Origin of the sequence: Vibrio sp. B183 (assembly GCF_000740665.1) — a bacterium.
In the GTDB taxonomy this organism is placed as follows: domain Bacteria; phylum Pseudomonadota; class Gammaproteobacteria; order Enterobacterales; family Vibrionaceae; genus Vibrio; species Vibrio coralliilyticus.
Genome location: NZ_JPQB01000001.1, coordinates 1 through 22,694 on the forward strand (window position 1 = coordinate 1; position 22,694 = coordinate 22,694).

Sequence of the window (22,694 nt, forward strand, 5' to 3'; positions counted from 1 at the left end):
CTATGCAGGTGGATTTTTACATCTGAAATCCACCAACCTCCATCTTCTGCCAGCACGGTTCCTTTATTCCATCGATAAGATTATTGGTCGGAGAGGGAATATTTCGCTGAATCGATGATTATTTGCACAATAGTGCTCCACACTCTCGCTGCTTTCTGGTATGTTTCGCATCCCTGTTTGAGGATGTCATCATGCACCACTGTCCACTTTGCCATAACCCGGAATCACTGCATTACTTTGAAGATAAGCGTCGTGAGTATCTGCAATGTGCGCAATGTGAGCTGGTGTTTGTTAATCCAGAGCAAAGATTGGATGCAAAGGCTGAAAAAGCCCACTACGATCTGCATGAGAACGATCCAAATGATGCTGGCTATCGTACCTTTTTATCGCGGGTTGCAGACCCCATATTGGAACGTATTGAGCGAGGCTCAACAGGAATAGATTTTGGTTGTGGCCCCGGACCAACACTCTCTTTGATGTTGCAGGAGCAGGGACACAACGTGTCGTTGTACGACCTTTATTATCACCCTAATACTGAGGTGCTAGATCGTACATATGACTTTATGACTGCCACTGAGGTGATAGAGCACTTGTATCATCCGGATCAGATATGGCAGCAATGGTTGAATTTAGTTAAGCCAGGTGGCTGGATTGGTCTGATGACCAAGATGGTCATTGATGTCGAAGCGTTTGCCAAATGGCATTATAAAAATGACCCAACGCATGTGGTCTTTTTTAGCCGCAATACGTTTAAGTACTTGGCAGAGCGGGATCAGCTCAAGCTTGAATTTATTGGTAATGATGTAATTTTACTGAGGAAAGCCCAGTAATGAGCCGTAGTAAGAAAGTAAGATCGGGCGGTAATGGCGACGTTATCGTCGTTCGTAATCGCACAGAATCAGACGTTGAAGGGCGTCTGCGCAAGAAAGAGAAAAAACGCAAAGGTCTAAAGACGGGCGGTCGTAACTCTGAAGCGAAGCAAAACAAACAGCAGACAGCTGGACAAAAGCGCGACCCACGTTTAGGAAGCAAGAAGAAAATTCCTCTTGTGGTTGAAGCGGTGAAGAAGCCAACTAAAGCAGAACGTCGAGTCAACGCAGAACAAGAGCTAGAGATGCTGGAAAATGATGCTCAGCTGAATGTCTTGCTTGATCGCCTTGATAACGGTGAAAGCCTAGGTGCAGGTCTACAGAAATACGTCGATGAGAAATTGGCGCGTATTGAAATTCTGATGAAGCAACTTGGCCTCTATGAAGAGGAAGAAGAGCCAGAAGTCGTTGAAGAGCTAAGCACTCCTGTGGCGAAAAAGGTGAGTAAGAAAGCCTCATCAGAAGATGAGCTGCTGTCGCAGTTTGAAGATCTGGATTTGGACCAGTTTAAAGGGTAAAGCGATTCATGAACGTAACCTTGTTAGCCATTGCTGGTGGAGTCATTGTTCTCGGCTTAGCGTCCTATGCAGGTTACCTTCTGCTCCAGTTGAAGAAGCAAAAGGAATTGCAGGAACAGCATAAGAAGCTGGCCATCGAAAAGCGTAACGCCAACATCTTTGAAAACGTCCATATATTGTGTATGGCCGGTATTCAGGGCCAGTGTGATTTATCGGAAATCAGTATTCGTGTCTACAACATCATGGACTACGTTCAGGGTGAAGACCGTGTTGATTTTGATAAGGAATTCCCGGCGACAGCCGAGCTTTTCCACATTGTAAAAGATATGCCTCGCGGTGAAGATCGCCAACAAATGGCGAAGAAAGAGCGCATGAAGCAAAATCTGGAACGCCACAAAGCTGAGTCGCGCCTTCAGGATGCGATTGTCGAAGAGCTCAAACTGCTGCAGAAAAAAGTTCAACCTTTAAACAACCAGATCAACATTCAGATGATCTAGATTGATACTTTAGTCACTCGATCACTTACACTTATGGGGAGTGATCGAGTTATCAATTCTGACTATTGTTACTCAAAAAGCGCTATGCCACCCGGCGACCAGCCTCCGCGTGTGGCAAAATAGCCCGCAAAAATATAACGGTTAATCACACCGGATACGCAATATAGCATTAACGGAAGAACACCATGTCTCAGCAAGTCGTCGCAAGCCAACAAATAGTATGGGATCAAGCCATTCTCGATAAGTACAACTATTCTGGTCCGCGTTATACGTCTTACCCAACCGCGTTGGAATTTCATGAAGCGTTTACCATTGCCGATTACGACATGGCTTGTACTGAATATCCGGAGCGTCCGCTGTCGCTCTACATCCATATTCCGTTCTGCCACAAGCTTTGCTACTACTGTGGCTGTAATAAGGTCATCACCCGTCACGCACATAAAGCCGATGAATATCTCGATGTTCTGGAGCAGGAAATTCTGACACGTGCCTCCTTACTGCAAGGGCGCAAGGTGACTCAGTTGCATTTTGGTGGTGGTACACCCACATTTCTGACCAAAGCCCAAATCAGCCGTTTGATGAACATTCTGCGTGCTGAATTTATCTTTGAAGCTGAATCGGAAATCAGTATTGAAGTCGATCCGCGTGAGATTGAGCTAGATATGCTTGATCACTTGCGAGAAGAAGGTTTTAACCGCTTAAGTATTGGTGTTCAGGATTTCAATAAAGAAGTGCAGAAGCTGGTCAATCGTGAACAGGACGAAGAATTCATCTTTGCCATGGTCGAGCGTGCTAAAAAGCTTGGCTTCCGTTCGACCAATCTCGACCTGATTTACGGGCTACCAAAACAAACCAAAGCACGTTTCGCTGAAACGTTGGCTCAGGTGCTTGAGATGCAACCGGGTCGTCTGTCTATCTTTAACTATGCGCACATGCCGCAGCTGTTTGCTGCTCAGCGTAAGATTAAAGACCAAGACCTGCCACAAGCCGAGGAAAAGATGGCTATCCTGCAGGATACGATCGCAACGCTGACTAACGCTGGCTATCAGTTTATCGGTATGGACCACTTTGCTCAGCCGGATGATGAATTAGCCGTGGCTCAGCGTAATGGCATCTTGCATCGCAACTTCCAAGGCTACACTACGCAAGGTGAATGTGACTTGGTTGGCTTTGGGGTTTCTGCTATTTCTATGATTGGTGATGCGTATGCGCAGAATCAGAAAGAGCTGAAAAAGTACTACGCCCAGGTTAATGAGCAGCGCCATGCGCTGTGGAAAGGGGTCGCCTTGGACGGCGATGATCTGCTGCGCCGTGAAGTCATCAAGCAGCTTATCTGTAACTTCAAACTCGATAAAGTGTCAGTCGAGACAGAGTTTAATGTCGAATTTAATCACTACTTCAAAGAAGATCTCGAACTGCTGCAAACCTTTATTAATGATGAGTTAGTGGAAGTGGATGACAAAGAGATCCGAGTGACATTGCGTGGTCGTCTACTGATTCGCAATATCTGCATGTGTTTTGATAAATACCTCCGAGCGAAGGCACGTCAGCAGCAATTCTCGCGAGTGATCTAATAGCGGTCGCTGTTGCGACAAGCATGAATTTAAAAGCCACCGTTTTCGGTGGCTTTATTGTTTCTGCGGGGCACCAGTTAGGGCGCGATATAGGCGTCCTGAGCGACTTCCCATAAGGCTTTAACCAGTGGGTTATCCAGCTGCGATCGCTTGCAGCATACTCCGAGCTTAAAGGGTTTAATCGACGCCACTTTGAGCCGTTGAATCTTCTCTTTGACAGGGCTGTTGTTGATCACCACATCTGGTGCGATCCCAACACCACAGCCGAGCGCGACCATACTGACAATAGCCTCATGCCCTGACACCTGCGCATAGATGTTCGGTTTGATTCTCATCGCCTTAAACCAAGTATTAGCGCGGTCTCGTGCGGTACCTGATTCAGGCACAATAAAAGGAATGGACGACCAATTGGGCTTATCCTTTTGTAGCTCTTCAGAGAAGTGACTGACTCCGACAGGGGCAATCACAGACAGAGGGATCTCGCTGATGGTTTCGAATTTGAGCTTGGCTGGCAGTGCTTCCGGTTGAGCGGAGATTGCGACATCTACTTCATCATTGAGTACTTTGTTTATTGCCTGAGCCGGGTCACCGGTTGAGAGCTTGAACTCGATAAATGGGTGCTGCAAACGAAATTCCGAGAGTAGCTCAGGCAGGTGGCTGTAACTGGCGGTCACCGAGCAAAACAGGCGTATCTCGCCTTTTAACTCTTCTTCGTGTCCTTGAAGCTGCGCATTCAAGTTTTGCCACTCACCGAGAATCTTTAATGCCACTGGCAAGAGTTTTTTTGCCGCAGGGGTCAGCTCAACGCTGCGGTTGTCTCGCACAAACAACTCTTGCCCGGTTTCGGCTTCCAGCTTTTGCACCTGACGGCTGAGCGCAGAAGGGCTGACGTGCATGGCGGACGCAGTTTTAGCGAAGCTTTTACTATCACACAGATGAATGAACAATTGCAGACTTTTAATGTTCATGAAATAGGTGTTTCCTTGTTGCATTTTTTGCAATAACTAATTGTGAATATATCACTTTAAGCAACCCAATGTCTGTTTTAGTATCGATGCATTCGGTAATGAAACACCGACCCAAACGGATAAATTCTCAAAGGAGAGCCCTAACATGGCTAACTATTTCAATACATTAAACCTACGTGAGCAGCTAGATCAGCTTGGCCGTTGTCGCTTTATGGACCGCAGTGAATTCGCAACTGAAGCGGATTACCTAAAAGGTAAGAAAGTCGTTATCGTTGGTTGTGGTGCACAAGGTCTTAACCAAGGCCTAAACATGCGTGACTCAGGTCTTGATGTGGCTTACGCACTGCGTCAGGCAGCGATTGATGAACAGCGTCAGTCGTTCAAAAACGCGAAAGAAAATGGTTTTGAAGTAGGTAGCTACGAGACGCTTATCCCTCAAGCTGACCTAGTGGTTAACCTAACGCCAGACAAGCAGCACACGAACGTGGTTGAGACGGTAATGCCGCTAATGAAAGAAGGCGCAGCACTAGGTTACTCACACGGTTTCAACATTGTTGAAGAAGGTATGCAGATTCGTAAAGACCTAACAGTCGTGATGGTTGCACCTAAGTGTCCAGGTACAGAAGTACGTGAAGAGTACAAGCGTGGCTTCGGTGTTCCTACACTAATCGCGGTTCACCCAGAGAACGATCCAAAAGGTGAAGGTTGGGATATCGCCAAAGCTTGGGCTGCTGGTACTGGTGGTCACCGCGCGGGTTGTCTAGAGTCTTCATTCGTTGCTGAAGTGAAATCTGACCTAGTGGGTGAGCAAACTATCCTATGTGGCATGCTACAAGCTGGTTCAATCGTTTCTTACGAGAAGATGGTTGCTGAAGGTATTGACCCAAGCTACGCAGGTAAACTTATCCAGTACGGTTGGGAGACCATCACAGAAGCACTGAAGTTTGGTGGCATCACACACATGATGGATCGCCTATCAAACCCAGCTAAAATCAAAGCGTTCGAGCTTTCTGAAGAGCTGAAAGAGTTGATGCGTCCACTGTACAACAAGCACATGGATGACGTAATCACAGGCCATTTCTCTAGCACTATGATGGCTGACTGGGCAAACGACGATGCGAACCTACTAGGCTGGCGCGCAGAAACAGGTGAAACAGCATTTGAAAACTACCCAGTAGGTGACGTTGAGATCTCAGAGCAAGAGTACTTCGACAACGGTATCTTAATGGTTGCAATGGTTCGCGCTGGTGTTGAGCTAGCATTTGAAGCAATGACAGCATCAGGCATCATTGATGAGTCAGCGTACTACGAGTCACTACACGAGCTACCACTAATCGCAAACACAGTAGCACGTAAGCGTCTGTACGAAATGAACGTTGTTATCTCTGATACAGCTGAATACGGTAACTACCTATTCGCTAACGTAGCAACTCCGCTACTGCGTGAGAAGTTCATGCCTTCAATTGGCACTGACGTTATCGGTAAAGGTCTAGGTGAAGAATCTAACCAAGTTGACAACGCGACGCTAATCGCTGTGAACGAAACTATCCGTAACCACCCAGTAGAGTACATTGGTGAAGAGCTACGTGGCTACATGACAGATATGAAGCGTATCGCAGTAGGCGGCTAATTACTTGTCTTAAGGCTCCATTTCGGTGTTCAAGGTGCTTATTTTATTATCGTAAATTTTGCGCCTTCTCCTAGAAATGAAGCCTTAATCCCACGTAATTCACTAATCTAGATAGCAGATTAGTAAAAACTCCAGACAGACTGGAGTAATAAATACAAAATAAACACAACATCTAAATGAAAAGGCTTGGTCGCCGTTGACCAAGCTTTTTTGTGTCTGGGGAATAGCCGAAGGTATAGCTTAGCGTCTGCTGTGGTTATTGAGTCAGCAAAAGAAAAGGGCTGACGCAGTACGCCAACCCTTGAACCTTATCGCTTGTATAAAGCGTTTATTTGTCTGCCAGCTTCTCTTCCAGCTCAGCCAGCTTCTGCTCCATTTCGGTCAGCTTTTGGCGAGTACGTAGCAGCACTTGAGTTTGCACATCAAACTCTTCACGGCTAACGACATCCAGCTTATTCAGCTGGCCTTGGATGACTTGGCGAACTTTCTGATCAACGTCTGCACCAAGTTCTTTAACCGGTGCTGGCATTGAATCATGTATCTGTTTAGCAATTTGCTCTAGTTTCTTTGGGTCAAACATGTGACGAAAACTCCTGTCTCTATTGTTTGTATTCTATGTAATTGGTACCGGAAAGTCGCTACTTCGATAGTAAAAATTCGAAGCGGCTAGTGGCAAATCGAAACCAATAAAAAAGGCCACCGAAGTGGCCTTTTGGCAAACGTTGAGTTTAGCTGTTGTCAGATAACTGACGTTGCGCCGCTTTTGCTTCGTCAACACGGGCCAGCTTTTCCAAGTCTTTGTCTTCAACAAACACTGGTAGTGGCTTGTGTTTCTCAGCTAGGTAGCTGTAGATAACCGGCAGTACGAACAGGGTAAACAGGGTACCAATCGCCAGACCAGCAACGATAACAATACCGATACTGAAGCGCTGAGCGGCACCTGCGCCCGTTGCGTACATCAGTGGGATCAGACCTGCAATCATCGCCGCAGTCGTCATCAGGATAGGACGAAGACGAACTTTCGCCGCTTCCATGACTGCTTCTGTCTTACCGAGTTTGTTGTGTAGCTGCTCTTCTTTGGCAACCTCACAGATCAAGATACCGTGCTTGGTAATCAAACCAACCAAGGTGATCAGACCGACCTGAGAGTAGATGTTCATTGAGGCTGCGCCCCATGCCAGAGCTATCAAAGCACCACAGATCGCCAGCGGTACAGAAACCATGATAACGATTGGATCTTTGAGAGATTCAAACTGAATCGCCAGAACCAAGAAGATGATCGCCAGTGCCAGACCAAATGTTGCGTACAGTGCGCTACCTTCTGTCACATACTGACGAGCTTCACCCATGTAATCATGGTTGTAACCGTTTGGCAGTTTTTCAGTCGCAATACTTTCGAGCCAGTTTACAGCATCACCCATGGCTGTGCCTGGTGCATTTACAGCACCAATGGTAGCTGAATTCAGCTGGTTGAAGTGTGGCAGTGAGCGTGGCTCAGCGACAACATCAATGGTGATCAGGCTACCCAGTGGAACCGCACGGTTGTCTGCAGCACGCACGTAGTAGTTGTTCATCGATTCAGGGTTAAGACGCCATTTACGCTCGACCTGAGGGATCACTTCGTACGAACGACCATTGAGGTCAATTCGGTTGACGTAGCCATCAGACATCATAGTGCTCAGCGTGGTACCAATGTCCTGCATTGTTACGCCATACGCGCCCGCTTTGTCCTTATCGATATTGATCTTCATTGTCGCTGAGTCGTAGTTCAGGTCAAGCTCAGAATAAACAAACATCGGGTTAGACTTCACTTCGCCAAGAATATCGGTCGCGATAGTGAACAAGCTTTCGAATGCGTTTGGTGTGGTAATCACGAATTGAACCGGAAGGCCTGAACCTGCACCTGGTAGCTCTGGCATCTGGAATGCCGTTACCGCCATGCCTGGGACGTGACCGACTAAACCTGTCACGCGGTTGGCAACTTCAGACTGGCTCGCTTCCCGCTCACTCCAAGGCACCATAGATGCGATACCAAATGCCTGGTTCGAGTTAGGTACACCAGTAAACACCTGTGCGTACGCTACTTCTGGCTGATCAGACAGAATTCGGTTCACGTCGTTCATGGTGTTTTGCATGAAGTCGAGGTTGGCATTCGATGGAGCCGTACCCATCAGCATGACCACGCCTTTATCTTCTGACGGCGCCAGTTCACTTGGGATGAACTTGAACAGCATCGGCAAGCTGGCAAACACTATGATAGCGAAACCAATCACCACAGGGCGGTGTTTCATGACCGCACCCAGCATTCGCTCGTAACGGTTGGTCATACCATCCAATACACTATGTACCTTCTGTTCGAACTTACTTGGCGTTTCATTTGCCTTAAGCATTTTCGAACACATCATAGGCGACAGTGTCAGAGCGACGATACCGGATACGAATACCGAACCTGCGAGGGTGAGGGCAAACTCTTTAAATAGCGAACCCGTGATGCCACCCATCAAGGCAATCGGCGCGTACACCGCACCCAGTGTCAGGGTCATAGCGATAACCGGAACCGCGATTTCACGTGTACCGATAATCGCAGCACGGAAAGGAGACTCTCCCAGTTTGATGTGTCGGTCGACGTTCTCAAGAACAACGATCGCATCATCCACCACCAGACCGATGGCCAATACCATCGCCAGTAGCGTCATCAGGTTCCATGAGAAGCCCATTGCCTGCATCACCATTGCCACACCAATCAGAGATAGCGGAATGGTAACGATAGGAATCATAACCGCACGGAAAGAACCGAGGAACAGCGTAATTACGATCAATACAATCAATGCCGCTTCAGCGATGGTCTTAATAACCTCGTTGATCGACTCATTGATGGCGATGGTCGAGTCATACATCACGTTCATGTCGATGTTACTTGGCAGGTTACGCTCTAGTTGAGGTAACAGATCAAGGACATCGGCTGCGATGTTGATTGGGTTCGCACTTGGCGCCGCGTTGATCGCAACTACGACTGCTTCTTTACCATTGGCACTTGCACGGTAAACATCGTGGCTCTTCTCAAGCGTCACTTTCGCGATATCGCTCAGACGAGTGACATCACCTTCATCAGAGCTTACAACAAGGTTCTTCAACTCTTCGACGTTAGATACCTGAGTATCAGCGCTACCGTTATACAGAACGAATTCGCCCACAGCCTGACCAGCCGCTGACTGGTAGTTGTTGGCATTGAGCACGTTCATGACGTCAGTAGCGGTTTTGCCCAGTGCTGCCATTTTGGCAGGGTCTAGCCAAATACGCAGTGCGTATTTCATACCACCGTAGAGGTCAACCTTAGAGACACCATTAACAGTGAACAGCTGCGGGTTGATTACACGCTCTAGGTAGTCTGTGATCTGGCTTGATGAAAGTTCATCACTGGTAAAGCCGATGTAGAGAACCGCGGTTGTAGAACCCGTTGACATGGTCACGGTTGGGTCTTCGGCTTCTTTTGGAAGCTGAGATCGAACCGAGTTGGTCTTAGCCAGAATGTCAGACAGGGCTGCATTCGGGTCAGTGTTCAACTTCATGTTAACGGTAATGGTCGATGTACCGAGTACCGACGATGATGTCATGTAATCAATATTGTCGGCCTGAGCCACAGCCTGTTCCAGAGGTTGGGTAATAAAGCCCTGGATAAGGTCGGCACTGGCGCCGTAGTAACTGGTGGTTACCGTTACTACCGTGTTTGTCATTTCAGGGTATTCTCGAACCTGCATCTTGAACACCGCTTGCAAACCAAGCAGGGCGATCAAAAAGCTGATCGATACCGCTAAAACTGGACGTTTAATAAAAACATCAGTAAAGCGCATGAGGCCTCCAATTACAGCATTGGTGTTTCAGCTGGTGGAGTAGTTGCATCGCTTTCTACTACACGAACTTTCGCGTCATTGCTCAGGCGAACCTGACCAGATGTCACTACTACATCACCAGGCTTAACACCATCTAGGATGTGAGCAATGTCTTTCACGCGTTCACCAACTTTAACCACGTGCTGCTTAACACGCTTTTCACCGTTCTCTTCAGAGATGATGTAAACATTGTCACCGTAGAGCGTGAAGGTAATAGCGGTTTGTGGCAGAGTCACCTGATTGTCCAGCGTTGGCAGAATGATATTGGCACGAGCGAACATACCGCTGCGTAGCTTGCCATCGCTGTTTGGAATATCAGCTTGAACCTGAATCAGACCACTTTGGATGTTAACTGCTGGTTCAATCGCGGTGATTGAGCCTTCAAATGGTGTTTCAGGGTAAGCGTCAACGAAGATATCAACTTGCTGACCTAGCTTGATGCGTGAGATGTCAGTCTGAGGCACAGTGAAGCGCAAGCGCATAACACTAGTATCTTCCAGGCGAACAATGTCCGTACCTGCTTGCAAGTATTGACCTAGGTAAACATTACGAATACCAACTACGCCTGCGAAAGGAGCTTTGATTTCACGGCGGTCGATGGTCGCCTTTAAGCTTTCGATATCCGCTTTAAGCGAGAAATAGCTTGCTTCGGCGTCATCAAATGCTTCTTTCGATACAGACCCTTTTTTGTACAGGCCTTGGTAACGCTTATATTTAGCCTGAGCTGCCGGCAGCTTCGCCTGAGAGCTCTTCAGGTCTGCTTTTTCCACTTCAGAGTCAAGTAGAACAAGAGGCTGACCTTCTTCAACGGCAGTACCTGAGTCGAAAGTAATTTTATCAATCACACCCGCTGTTTCATTGGCAACTGTGACACCTTGGTTCGGTTCGATGAAACCGATCGCTTCGATCACAGGTACCCAATCAACAGGCTTCACTTCCGTTACGGTCACCGGAAACTCAGGCTCTGGGCGATTAGCCAAATATTCGGCTATCTTCTGTTGCTTGATTAGATTGAAGCCTATCACGCTACCAAATAGTAGTATTGCGATAAGCAACATAAAGAAAGTCCACTTTTTCATTCTGATCAGAACTCCAAGTTAGTGTTGAATTATTGCATCCCAGCTAGCTTCGATTGCGGCTTCTAAGGCTGCTTCATCCAGCTGGTAGTATCCCAAAGCATGTTTTCGGGCCAGTGCAACACTGGCTTCAAAGCTCAGCCCTGAAAGAATCTCATTGTCGAGAGGTTTAAAAATCCCTTGCTCTTTTCCTTGATTAAACAACCGATCCACTTGGGCAAACATTTGTCGCTCAAGTTCCCGAGTTTTTCGCTTATTTGCACAGGGAAGAGATTCATATTGAACGCGATTACTCAGGGTTTCCATATTGGAACCTGCAAGGTTCCAGATGTTTAACCACATAGTGCGATAGCGTGTTTTCAAGGGCATATCGTCATTGACGCCAGCTTGGACGGCAGTTGCAATCCGTTCGGCGACATTTAAACGTACTTCATCCAGGAGATGCTCTTTATCTGAGAAATAACGATAGATAGTACCAGCAGCCACCCCAGCTTCTTTAGCCAGCTTTTGCATCGACAGGCCTTGAAAACCCGACTCTGCAATCAGCTTTTCGGCAGCTGTGAGGATCTGCTCGTGTTTATCTATTGCCGTGTTACTAGACATAGTCTCACTATCAATGAATGAACGTTCATTCATTATAGCCCAATAACTGCACACTAGTGCAATAAAACATTTCGTTAATTATGTAAATTTACAGTCAATGAGATCATTTTAGCTGGAATTGGTGCACTACGATAAAAATAGCAATCGAACTATTGCACCATTATTATAGGCGCCAAAGATTTTGACCTCAGAGACTCCTATGAAGCTGAACCCCAATCAAGATGAAGCCGTAAAGTACGTATCGGGACCATGTCTGGTCTTGGCGGGGGCGGGATCAGGTAAAACACGTGTTATTACCAATAAGATTGCGTATTTGGTTCAGCAGTGCGGTTACAAAGCTCGCAATATTGCTGCGGTAACATTCACCAACAAAGCAGCACGTGAAATGAAAGAGCGTGTCAGCCAGACGTTAGGTAAGAACGAATCGAAAGGCTTGATGGTATCGACGTTCCACACCTTAGGTCTCAACATTATTAAACGTGAATACAAGGCTTTGGGGTTAAAGTCAGGTTTTTCTCTGTTTGACGACCAAGACCAGCTTGCACTATTGAAAGAGCTGACTGAGAAACAGCTCGATGGCGATAAAGATTTACTACGCCAGCTACTCAGTACCATTTCCAACTGGAAAAATGACATGCTGACTCCGGAGCAGGCGAAAGCATATGCTCAAGGGGAACAGCAGCAACTGTTTGCCTTCTGTTTCGATATGTATCAGAAACAGATGAAAGCCTACAATGCGCTCGACTTTGATGACTTGATCGCTTTACCGGTTCTGCTGCTACGTACCAATGAAGAAGTCCGTCAGCGTTGGCAGAATCGTATTCGCTATTTATTGGTCGATGAGTATCAGGATACCAACACCAGTCAGTACGAGTTGGTCAAACTGATTGTTGGCGAGCGGGGTCGCCTGACGGTGGTAGGAGATGATGACCAGTCAATCTATTCTTGGCGTGGTGCGAAACCACAGAACTTAGTGTTATTGGGTGAAGATTACCCAAGTCTTCGTTTGATAAAGCTGGAGCAAAACTATCGTTCTACCAGCCGAATTCTGCGCGCTGCCAATATTTTAATTGCCAACAACCCGCACGTGTATGAGAAGTCGCTGTTTTCTGAAATCCCCGATGGCGAAAAGCTCAAAGTGTTGCTGGCGAAAGATGAAGAACATGAAGCGGAGCGAGTGACGGGTGAGCTGATCGCCCATAAGTTCCTCAATCGTACTGATTACCGCGATTACGCTATCTTATATCGTGGTAACCATCAGTCTCGTCTGATTGAAAAATCTCTGATGCAAAACCGAGTGCCTTACAAGCTCTCTGGCGGCACTTCGTTTTTTGCTCGTGCTGAAATCAAAGACATCATGGCGTATTTACGTGTGTTGGTGAACCCGGATGATGACAATGCATTTTTGCGTATTGTGAACACGCCACGGCGTGAGATTGGCCCAGTAACCTTGGAAAAACTGGGCAGTTACGCCAATATGCGCGGCAAGAGCCTGTTTGAGTGTAGTTTTGAGATTGGACTGGAGCAGCATCTGTCCGGTCGTGGGTTAGAAAATTTGCGCCGCTTTAGCCAGTGGTTAGTCAAGATTGCCGATCAGGCTGAGCGAGGAGACACTGTAGAAGCGGTGCGTTCATTGGTGCGGGACATCAACTACGAAGACTGGCTATATGAAACCTCTGCGAGCCCAAAAGCAGCAGAAATGCGGATGAAAAACGTCTCGGACCTGTATTCTTGGATTGTGGCTGACCTAGAAGGGGACAATTATGATCAGGAAGAAAAGACCATTAAAGAGGTGGTTCAACGTCTGACACTGCGAGACATGATGGAGCGGGGTGAAGAAGATGATGACAGTGATGCGGTGCAACTGATGACCTTACATGCGTCAAAAGGTTTGGAGTTTCCTTATGTCTACTTGATTGGTTCGGAAGAGGGCATTTTACCTCACCAGACCAGCATTGATGAAGATAATGTCGAGGAAGAACGCCGTCTGATGTACGTAGGGATCACACGAGCCCAGCGCGAGTTAACCTTTACCATGTGTAAAGAGCGCCGCCAGTTTGGTGAGTTGATAAAGCCGACCCAGAGTCGCTTCCTTGATGAGCTTCCATTTGATGATGTGGAGTGGGAAGTGAATAAAAAGCCCCAGACGCAAGAAGAGCGCATGGCCAAAGGGCAGGCTCACATCGCTAATATTCGTGCGATGTTCAATAAGAAGTAGTTGCCACTTTATAAGGCGCACAGACAAAAAAGAAGGGCTTGGTAAAAACCAAGCCCTTCTTCTATATAAAGGTGGAATTACAGACCAGCAATCATGTGCTCAATCGCAGCAACGATTTCGTCATCTGAACAATCCATACAAGACCCTTTCGCTGGCATCGCGTTGAAGCCGTTAATTGCGTGGTCTTTCAGCACGTCTTTACCTTGTGCGATACGAGGACCCCAGTCACCAGCATCACCAGTTTTTGGTGCGCCGCTTACACCTGATGCGTGACAAGCGATACAGAATGTGCCGTATACTGTCGCACCATCACGTGGGCCAGTTGGCTCTGCTTTTACTGGCTCTGCGCCTGCCAGATAAACACCACCAACAGGTTTAATGCGTTCTGCAATCGCATCGTATTCTTCTTGGCTTACATTAGCTGCAAAAGAGGCGCTAGAAAAAGTGATCGCAGCGACCAAAGCGGTTAAGATTTTTCGAGACATATCCATTAAACTCACTTTACATTCCTGAAGGTAAGTTCGTGCTTACCTATTATTAGAGTGTGGTTTGATTCACAGCGTTTTGCTGTTAAATCAATGTAAATATTGGGTGATTATATCCTGATAACTTGTTGCAATAAACAACAAGTTACCCGCTTCCATGGGGTTATCTAATGGGAAATAGGGGTTTATCACACTTTAATTGCCCAAAAAGGCGCCAAACGATAAAAAAAGTTTAAAAAGTACTAGACGGCCTAGTGTGATATACGTATTATTCCACTCCGCCGATAGGGCATGCGCCCGTAGCTCAGCTGGATAGAGCGTTGGCCTCCGGAGCCAAAGGTCGAAGGTTCGAATCCTTTCGGGCGCGCCATCCGGACGCTTACTAAGGTAAGTTAAATTGGCAAATATAATGGTGGCTATAGCTCAGTTGGTAGAGCCCTGGATTGTGATTCCAGTTGTCGCGGGTTCAAGTCCCGTTAGCCACCCCATTATTCTGGTGGCATTGTCTCCTTTCTTGATTCATTATCGAGATAAAACTTAAGTCGGTGAATAGCGCAGCTTGGTAGCGCATCTGGTTTGGGACCAGAGGGTCGGGGGTTCGAATCCCTCTTCACCGACCACTCTTTCGTTTATGGCTTTTAGAGCGATAGACACAAAAATTGATGGTGGCTATAGCTCAGTTGGTAGAGCCCTGGATTGTGATTCCAGTTGTCGCGGGTTCAAGTCCCGTTAGCCACCCCATTTATTTTGGTAGCTTTGCTTCCAATCTTGATATATTCAAGATGAAACATAGTCGGTGAATAGCGCAGCTTGGTAGCGCATCTGGTTTGGGACCAGAGGGTCGGGGGTTCGAATCCCTCTTCACCGACCACTATTAGATAAAACCCCAGTCGAAAGACTGGGGTTTTTTCGTTCCTGCTCTATCCATATTTTCACGTCTAATCTCTTTGATTGAGAAGTTCTCTCGCCTCTCCTATTCTGTAATGCCTCAAAACATCGATAACCACTAATGCTTTCTTATTTATAGAAGGGCAAATATGGAGATTGCGTTCTTAGATTAAAAGCGGGGCTCTCGCTTCTGAGAGCATCATCATTCCATATTGAGCGGGTGGGGTTTGCTATCCGGCGGATATAAAGAAGATATTGGTTTTTTGCATCCGGATACAAGCGTTTGAATAAGTGCAGTTATGGTTCTCTTTATGCTTACTGTGTCACCTTGAACACTCAGTTTCTTGGTCGTGACACTCTTTCTGCCAACAGTCATATATTCTACGTATGCACTAAATAGTTAAGCAGAAATTCCACTTATGCTCGATCCGATTATTGATCATTAATCATGGCGATTTTTGCTATTGATTTACTGTTTATCTGAACTAAAGTTTTATTATTGTCGATTTGTATGGTTTTAATTACTAACTATTTGGTTAATTATAGTGCTATGTTTTTATTTTGTTAAATGGTGCTATTGTGTTTTTTGTGAATTTTTATTCTTGATTATTTATAACGTCAAGGTCTAAGTCATAACTGGTGGTGCTTATAAATAAGGGTTTTTAGAGGGTATTGGCAACAGGTTTGACCAACCGATGATATAACTCAATTGCATATTTATTTTCATAAGCTGCTTGGTATTTGTTCGAAATCGACTTTTTATACTATGTTTGTTGCTTTTCTGTGAATTTTTTGCCAAATTGATGACCTTATAAATTGCCAGAACGGTGTACCCAATTTTATCTAAATTGATTGGGTGGACAGGCTGGCTTGAATGGATTCACTTTTCAGACAGGGCAGAAAACTGCCAAAGCAGTAGAGGTCTGGTAATGTCACTTTTAGAAGTTAAAAATCTTCGAATCGAATACCCATCGCGCCACGGTGTGCATGCAGCAGTTAAATCTCTATCGTTCAACATCGAACGAGGAGAAATTGTGGGCGTTGTGGGTGAGTCTGGTGCTGGTAAATCGACAGTCGGTAATGCCGTCATTGATTTGCTGAGCCCACCTGGTCGCATCGCTAGTGGTGATGTTTACTTAGATGGTGAGCTGATCTCAGGCTTATCGGCAGAAGAAATGCGCCAGGTTCGAGGCTCAAAAATTGGATTTATCTTTCAGGATCCAATGACCTCACTTAACCCGCTTTTTACTGTTGAACAGCAGTTGAAAGAAACCATTCATGCCAACATGAAGGTGACGGATGAAGAAGCGTATCAGCGCGCTCTATCTCTGATGCAGCAAGTGGGTATCCCTCAACCGGAAAACCGTCTCAAGCAGTTCCCACACCAATTCTCTGGCGGTATGCGCCAACGTGTGGTGATTGCGATTGCACTGGCTGGTGAGCCGGATCTGATCATTGCCGATGAACCTACGACGGCACTGGATGTATCCATTCAGGACCAAATCCTGAGTTTGATTCGCGAATTGTGTATTAAGAACAACGTGGGCTGTATGTTGGTAACGCACGACATGGGCGTGGTTTCTAACGTAACAGACCGTGTTGCGGTAATGTACCGAGGCGACCTGGTTGAATTTGGTAATACAGCCAAAGTGCTTGGCGACCCAGATCATCCATATACTCGCAGCCTGATTTCTGCGGTACCGCGTTCCGATGTAAAACTCGATCGCTTCCCACTCGTGAGCTATATAGAAGAAGCGCACGAAATGGAACCGTTGGATGTGAAGAATCACTGGTTAGGTCAAAGTCAGGATCACCGTGATTACACAGGCTCATTATTGACAGTAGAGAACGTCAATCTTCGCTTTACCACCAAGGATTCGTTGTTTGAAAGCCGCCGTGAGTATGTGCAGGCATCGAATAATGTCAGCTTTGAAGTCTTCGAAGGGGAAACCTTCGGTTTGGTGGGTGAATCGGGTTCGGGCAAATCAACCATTGCACGTGTAATTGCGGGTCTGTATCAGCCAAACTCGGGTAAGGTGACCTTTGAGGGTATTGATCTAACGTCTCTGAAGTCAGAGAAAGAACGTCGCCCTCTACGCCGTCAAATGCAGATGGTGTTCCAGAACCCATACACTTCAATGAACCCGCGGATGAAGATCTTCGATATCATCGCCGAGCCAATCCGTTTCCACAAGCTTACCCGCAATGAAAACGAAACGCGCCAGATCGTGCACGATCTTCTTGATCACGTTGGGCTGGGTAAAATGGCGGGTGTGAAGTACCCACACGAATTCTCAGGTGGTCAGCGCCAACGTATTTCGATTGCGCGTGCACTGGCAACCCGTCCACGTCTTCTTATCTGTGATGAACCGACATCAGCGCTCGATGTATCAGTACAGGCACAGATTCTGAACTTACTAAAAGATTTACAAGATGAGTTAAATCTAACCATGCTGTTTATCAGTCACGATTTACCCGTTATTCGCCAAATGTGTGATCGAGTGGGTGTGATGCAAATGGGTACGCTACTGGAAGTGGCGCCGACCGAACAGCTCTTTAGATCACCTCAGCACGAATACAGTCAACAACTGATTTCATTAATGCCTGAATTTACAGGCTTAAGAGAAGAAGTAAAAACGGCGTAAGTCGTAGACATTACCCGATATTTGGGTGACAAAAACAGAAGCAAATACAACAACTAGGGATGAATCCCGCATAAGGAGTTATGCAATGAAAACCATGAAAAGCAAACTAGCAGTGGCTTTAATGGCAGCTGGCTTAAGCTTTAGCGCAGCAGCGGCAGATATCACAGTGGCTTATGATGCTGACCCAGTGTCTCTGGATCCGCATGAGCAGCTATCTGGCGGTACACTGCAAATGTCTCACATGGTGTTTGATCCACTAGTTCGTTACACACAAAAGTTAGATTTTGAACCTCGCCTAGCAGAGAAATGGGAACGTGTAGATGACACAACTTTCCGCTTCCAGCTTCGTAAAGGCGTGAAGTTCCACTCTGGTAACGAACTAACGGCTGATGATGTAGTTTGGACGTTTGACCGTCTGAAAGACTCTCCTGACTTTAAAGCGATCTTCGAACCATACGAGAAGATGGTAAAAGTAGACGACTACACAGTTGAGCTAGTATCGAAAGGTGCTTACCCGCTGGTTCTACAAACAGCAACGTACATCTTCCCAATGGACAGCAAGTTCTACTCTGGTAAGACCGAAGATGGCAAAGACAAAGCGGAAGTGGTGAAGCACGGTAACTCGTTCGCTTCAACTAACGTATCTGGTACTGGTCCATTTATCGTCACTCAGCGTGAGCAAGGTGTAAAAGTAACATTCGAGCGCTTTGGCGATTACTGGGACAAAGACACGGGTAACGTAGACAAGCTAACTCTAGTACCAATTAAAGAAGACGCAACACGTGTTGCAGCACTTCTTTCTGGTGACGTAGATATGATTGCACCGGTTGCACCAAACGATCACAAACGTGTGAAAGGTGCGAAGAACGTAGACCTAGTGACACTACCTGGCACTCGTATCATCACATTCCAAATGAACCAAAGCAGCAACGAAGCACTGAAAGACGTTCGTGTTCGTCAGGCGATTGTTCATGCGATCAACAACGAAGGCATCGTGAAGAAGATCATGAAAGGCTTCGCAACGGTTGCTGGTCAGCAAGGTCCTGAAGGCTACGCTGGCTATGAAGCGGATCTCGTACCACGTTACGACCTGAAGAAAGCGAAAGAGCTAATGAAGGAAGCGGGTTACGAAAACGGCTTCACGCTAACAATGATGGCGCCAAACAACCGTTATGTAAACGACGCGAAAATTGCTCAGGCTGCGGCGGCAATGCTGTCTAAGATCGGTATCAAAGTAGATCTGAAGACCATGCCTAAAGCACAATACTGGCCAGAGTTCGACAAGTGTGCGGCTGACATGCTGATGATCGGTTGGCACTCAGATACAGAAGATTCTGCGAACTTCTCTGAGTTCCTAACGATGACGCGTGACGAAGCAACAGGTAAAGGCCAGTACAACTGTGGTCATTACTCTAACGCTGAAGTTGATAAGCTGGTTAACGCATCTAACGTAGAGACGGATCCAGCGAAGCGTGCAGAAATGCTACAGAAAGTAGAAGCAACGCTGTACAACGAAGCGGCGTTTGTACCTCTACACTGGCAGAACCTTGCTTGGGGTGCAAAATCTAACGTTGATATCGCGCCAATCGTGAACGCGATGAACTTCCCTTACTTCGGTGACTTGGTGGTGAAATAACCCCCTCACAGAATTAAGTAGGATTATTGGCACCCTTATCGGGTGCCAAAACTTAATTTTTTGGTGCTTAGCTTTGTTTCAGTCGGGTTAGGTGCCATTTTTCAGACTGAAAATGCGACCGGAGTACTTCTGGTTTAGCAGACTGAAATCTACGGAAAGTTAAAGGGGCAAGGAATGTTTTCGTTTCTGGTCAAGCGCCTGTTTCAGGCACTGATAGTGATGTTTGTGATCAGTTTGGTGGCGTTTGCCATTCAGGATAATCTGGGTGACCCATTGCGTGAGCTTGTTGGTCAGTCGGTTTCTGAAGCGGAGCGTCAAGCTCTGCGTGATGAGCTCGGCCTTAACGATCCCTTCATTACTAAATACACTCGCTTTGTTGGCGCTGCGCTGCAAGGTGACTTAGGTACTTCTTATTTCTTCAAGCGCCCTGCGGTTGAAGTGATTCTTGATAAGCTGGTTGCGACACTAGAGCTAGTGTTTGGCGCCACGGTTATTATCATCGTTTGTTCGATACCCCTCGGCGTTTACTCCGCGATTCACCCGAAAAGTATATTTACCAAAGTGGTGATGGCGTTTAGTAGTGTCGGGATTTCCATACCGGTCTTTTTGACCGCGATTATGCTGATGTATGTCTTCTCAATTGAGCTTGGCTGGTTGCCGTCCTATGGGCGGGGAGAAACCGCCAATGTGCTCGGCTGGGAATCCGGCTACTTTACTCTTGATGGCTTAGCGCATTTGATTCTGCCGTGTATTGCACTGGCGTCTATTATGTTGCCGCTTTTCATCCGTCTGGTTCGTTCTGAAATGCTGGAAGTGCTGAGTTCTGAATACATCAAATTCGGTAAGGCGAAAGGCCTAGCGCTGAACAAGATCTACTACCAGCACGCACTGAAAAACACCATGCTGCCTGTACTGACCGTCGGTGGTGTGCAAATCGGTACTATGGTGGCCTACACCATTCTGACCGAAACGGTTTTCCAATGGCCAGGTACTGGTTTCCTTTTCCTTGAAGCAATCAACCGTGTGGATACACCACTGATCACCGCCTACGTTATTTTCGTTGGTCTGATCTTTGTTGTGACGAACACTATCGTTGACTTGCTATACGGCATTATCAACCCGACCGTTAACCTGACAGGCAAAGGAGCATAATCATGAGCCAGACAGCAACTGCTCCTTCTCATTGGGAGCGTTTTAAACAATCGGATTTCCTCTACTATTTCAAACGCGACAAAGTGGCGATGGCCAGCTTTACCGTGTTCATGTTATTCCTGGTGATGGCGATTGCGGCGCCAATACTGTCACCGACAGACCCGTATGATTTAGCATCCATTGATATCATGGACTCAGAGTTGCCACCATCTTGGATGGAAGACGGCGACGAGCGTTTTGTTCTGGGGACCGACGAACAGGGTCGTGACATTCTATCGACCATTCTGTACGGCTCGCGCCTGTCATTGACCATCGGTTTTCTGGCGGTTGGCCTACAGTTAGTGTTGGGTATCGTCATCGGCTTGTCTGCGGGCTACTTTGGTGGTCGTGTAGATAGCTTCCTTATGCGTTTTGCCGATGTACAGCTTTCGTTCTCTACCATGATGGTCGCCATCATCGTATCGGCCATCTTTAAAGCCAGCTTTGGCAGCGACTTTTACAGTCAATATGCCGTTGTGATGCTGGTAGTGATCATTGGTGTCGCAGAGTGGCCGCAATACGCGCGGACTATTCGTGCGTCGGTACTGGCTGAGAAGAAAAAAGAATACGTGGAAGCGGCACGTGTCATGGGCTTTAAAGCACCACGCATCATGTTCCGCCACATTCTGCCGAACTGTTTGTCGCCTATCTTGGTGATCTCGACGGTTCAGGTGGCAAATGCCATCATGTCTGAAGCGGCACTTTCTTTCCTTGGTTTAGGTCTTCCGGTCGACCAGCCATCATTGGGTGCTCTGATCAGCATTGGCTTTAACTACATCTTCTCCGGTGCATGGTGGATTACTGCTTTCCCAGGTGTGGTTTTGGTGACATTAGTACTGGTTATCAATCTTTTGGGTGACTGGTTGCGAGATGTATTTAACCCGAAAATTTACAAAGGGTGATCCAAGCCTAAGATTTGATTATAAATATCTCACTACACTAAGAGTCGTAACATGTTACGGCTCTTTTTTTGCATCGACATTTTCTCAACAGTGAGCCGTCAATAATGTCACTATATCGATCACGATATGGACATCGAATTAAAGGTTTGAATTAAGAGTATGGGAATGAGAATGGCCGTTAAATCTAAGCGACCTTTAGTAACACTCATGAGCCTCGCAATATTGGCTTTGCCAATGTTGTCAGCTCCGACATATGCTGAAGAATTTTTGTGTGATGCAACTCAGGCGTCTAGCGACACCTTGCCTGTGCTGGATGCTGCTTGCCCGATAGGCAAAGGGATGTGGGGAAAACAGAAGCCAAAAGGTCAGGCGTCTTATTTCTGGATCCAGTGTGGTGTGTACGGCAAACCTCTGGCTTTGCCTGAGGCGAAGAAAATCTATCAACACATCAATTCGGATGTGTGGGCAAAACCGGAAGGCAAAGCCTATCGTTGTCTGATTGGTCCATACACAGACTTTGCCGAAGCAAAACAAGATCTGGCTAAAGTGAAGAAGCTGCCAGATTATAAAGAGGCCTTCGTCCGTGAAGTGGTGAAAGGAGCGCCGACGGCAAAAGCCGCACCAGTGACGAAGCCTGCAGCCAAGCCTAAACCTCAGCCAGCGCCTAAAGTGGCACAGCAGCAGACAACAGTGATACCGGCACCAAGCCGACCTGAACCTAAGGTTGTGCCAAAAGCAGAGCCTAAGCAAAAGCAGGATAAAAGCGTGTCGATTCGTCAACACACCACCATCAATGGGGTCGAGTACAAGGTGCCATACGCTCTGTTTGGCAACGACCAGTTCTATATGGAACATGAATTGCCATGGAATCGCATGGACTATGAAATGGCCTATAAGACCTGTTACCGAATGGGAATGCGTCTGGCAACAGCAAAAGAGTGGCAATCTTTGTTGGATGCGAAGGTGATGTCACGAGACAAGTGGCCAATGCACTTACCGTACTGGGGCGCAGAGCGTACTGGACTGTTTTATAGCGGTAAGGTCAATCAGTTGAAAGGCACATCGCTGTTGAATGTCATGTGCGTGAAGTAATCGAAAAACCAG

At 46.8% G+C, this 22,694-nt stretch carries 17 protein-coding genes and 5 tRNA genes; 16 read left to right on the forward strand and 6 right to left on the reverse strand.

From position 1 onward, the window contains the following. Window positions 1–191 precede the first annotated feature (191 nt). From IX95_RS00005 to hemN, 4 genes are all read left to right on the forward strand, one after another. Window positions 192–830 (forward strand): class I SAM-dependent methyltransferase, encoded by a 639-nt coding sequence (locus IX95_RS00005; RefSeq protein WP_038155798.1) that lies wholly within the window; start codon window positions 192–194, stop codon window positions 828–830. Beyond that, a complete protein-coding gene (yihI, locus tag IX95_RS00010) occupies window positions 830–1,387 on the forward strand; it encodes a Der GTPase-activating protein YihI (protein ID WP_038155799.1) in 558 nt (185 codons plus the stop codon). Before IX95_RS00005 ends, yihI begins: the two co-directional genes overlap by 1 nt. Before the next feature lie 8 nt (window positions 1,388–1,395). Next, window positions 1,396–1,884, forward strand: a complete 489-nt coding sequence (locus IX95_RS00015; protein WP_006957586.1) for a DUF2489 domain-containing protein — start codon at window positions 1,396–1,398, stop codon at window positions 1,882–1,884. A 185-nt stretch (window positions 1,885–2,069) separates the two neighbouring features. Further along, window positions 2,070–3,458, forward strand: coding sequence for an oxygen-independent coproporphyrinogen III oxidase (gene hemN, locus IX95_RS00020; RefSeq protein WP_038155801.1), 1,389 nt, complete (start codon window positions 2,070–2,072; stop codon window positions 3,456–3,458). Window positions 3,459–3,535: 77 nt separating this feature from the next. Here the strand turns inward: hemN and ilvY are convergent, their stop codons facing one another. Next, entirely contained in the window at window positions 3,536–4,426 is an 891-nt protein-coding gene (gene ilvY / locus IX95_RS00025; protein WP_038155803.1) for an HTH-type transcriptional activator IlvY, read from the reverse strand. A gap of 145 nt (window positions 4,427–4,571) precedes the next feature. Between ilvY and ilvC the strand changes: the two genes are divergently transcribed. Further along, window positions 4,572–6,056 carry a ketol-acid reductoisomerase gene (gene ilvC, locus IX95_RS00030; RefSeq protein WP_038155804.1) on the forward strand — a complete coding sequence of 495 codons (1,485 nt, stop codon included), beginning with the start codon at window positions 4,572–4,574 and terminating at the stop codon, window positions 6,054–6,056. A gap of 328 nt (window positions 6,057–6,384) precedes the next feature. Here ilvC and ubiK read toward each other — a convergent pair whose 3' ends face one another. The 4 genes from ubiK to IX95_RS00050 form a co-directional block, all read right to left on the reverse strand. Then, on the reverse strand, window positions 6,385–6,636 hold the full coding sequence (ubiK, locus tag IX95_RS00035) for a ubiquinone biosynthesis accessory factor UbiK (RefSeq protein ID WP_006957593.1): 252 nt from the start codon (window positions 6,634–6,636) through the stop codon (window positions 6,385–6,387). A gap of 148 nt (window positions 6,637–6,784) precedes the next feature. Continuing rightward, window positions 6,785–9,907, reverse strand: a complete 3,123-nt coding sequence (locus tag IX95_RS00040; protein ID WP_006957595.1) for a multidrug efflux RND transporter permease subunit — start codon at window positions 9,905–9,907, stop codon at window positions 6,785–6,787. Window positions 9,908–9,918: 11 nt separating this feature from the next. Beyond that, on the reverse strand, window positions 9,919–11,025 hold the full coding sequence (locus IX95_RS00045; protein WP_019277652.1) for an efflux RND transporter periplasmic adaptor subunit: 1,107 nt from the start codon (window positions 11,023–11,025) through the stop codon (window positions 9,919–9,921). Between the two features lie 18 nt (window positions 11,026–11,043). Next, a complete protein-coding gene (locus IX95_RS00050) occupies window positions 11,044–11,625 on the reverse strand; it encodes a TetR/AcrR family transcriptional regulator (RefSeq protein ID WP_029236302.1) in 582 nt (193 codons plus the stop codon). Between the two features lie 199 nt (window positions 11,626–11,824). Here IX95_RS00050 and rep point away from each other — a divergent pair, with 199 nt between their 5' ends. Then, entirely contained in the window at window positions 11,825–13,843 is a 2,019-nt protein-coding gene (rep, locus tag IX95_RS00055; protein ID WP_038155806.1) for a DNA helicase Rep, read from the forward strand. A 77-nt stretch (window positions 13,844–13,920) separates the two neighbouring features. On the opposite strand, the gene IX95_RS00060 is transcribed toward rep, so the two are convergent. Continuing rightward, entirely contained in the window at window positions 13,921–14,334 is a 414-nt protein-coding gene (locus IX95_RS00060; protein WP_021457724.1) for a c-type cytochrome, read from the reverse strand. 287 nt (window positions 14,335–14,621) lie between these two features. Between IX95_RS00060 and IX95_RS00065 the strand changes: the two genes are divergently transcribed. From IX95_RS00065 to IX95_RS00110, 10 genes are all read left to right on the forward strand, one after another. Next, window positions 14,622–14,698, forward strand: a tRNA-Arg gene (locus IX95_RS00065). A 42-nt stretch (window positions 14,699–14,740) separates the two neighbouring features. Beyond that, window positions 14,741–14,816: transfer RNA gene (locus tag IX95_RS00070), tRNA-His, on the forward strand. A 55-nt stretch (window positions 14,817–14,871) separates the two neighbouring features. Continuing rightward, window positions 14,872–14,948, forward strand: a tRNA-Pro gene (locus IX95_RS00075). A gap of 45 nt (window positions 14,949–14,993) precedes the next feature. Continuing rightward, window positions 14,994–15,069, forward strand: a tRNA-His gene (locus IX95_RS00080). A gap of 53 nt (window positions 15,070–15,122) precedes the next feature. Then, window positions 15,123–15,199: transfer RNA gene (locus IX95_RS00085), tRNA-Pro, on the forward strand. A gap of 946 nt (window positions 15,200–16,145) precedes the next feature. Beyond that, entirely contained in the window at window positions 16,146–17,861 is a 1,716-nt protein-coding gene (locus IX95_RS00090) for a dipeptide ABC transporter ATP-binding protein (protein ID WP_019277614.1), read from the forward strand. A gap of 85 nt (window positions 17,862–17,946) precedes the next feature. Continuing rightward, window positions 17,947–19,497 carry an ABC transporter substrate-binding protein gene (locus tag IX95_RS00095; RefSeq protein ID WP_038155815.1) on the forward strand — a complete coding sequence of 517 codons (1,551 nt, stop codon included), beginning with the start codon at window positions 17,947–17,949 and terminating at the stop codon, window positions 19,495–19,497. A gap of 174 nt (window positions 19,498–19,671) precedes the next feature. Then, entirely contained in the window at window positions 19,672–20,649 is a 978-nt protein-coding gene (locus IX95_RS00100; RefSeq protein WP_006957610.1) for an ABC transporter permease, read from the forward strand. Between the two features lie 2 nt (window positions 20,650–20,651). Continuing rightward, window positions 20,652–21,590: an ABC transporter permease gene (locus IX95_RS00105; RefSeq protein ID WP_019277613.1), complete on the forward strand. Its 939-nt coding sequence runs from the start codon at window positions 20,652–20,654 to the stop codon at window positions 21,588–21,590. Window positions 21,591–21,761: 171 nt separating this feature from the next. After that, a complete protein-coding gene (locus IX95_RS00110; protein WP_081885386.1) occupies window positions 21,762–22,682 on the forward strand; it encodes an SPOR domain-containing protein in 921 nt (306 codons plus the stop codon). The last annotated feature ends 12 nt before the right edge of the window (window positions 22,683–22,694 follow it).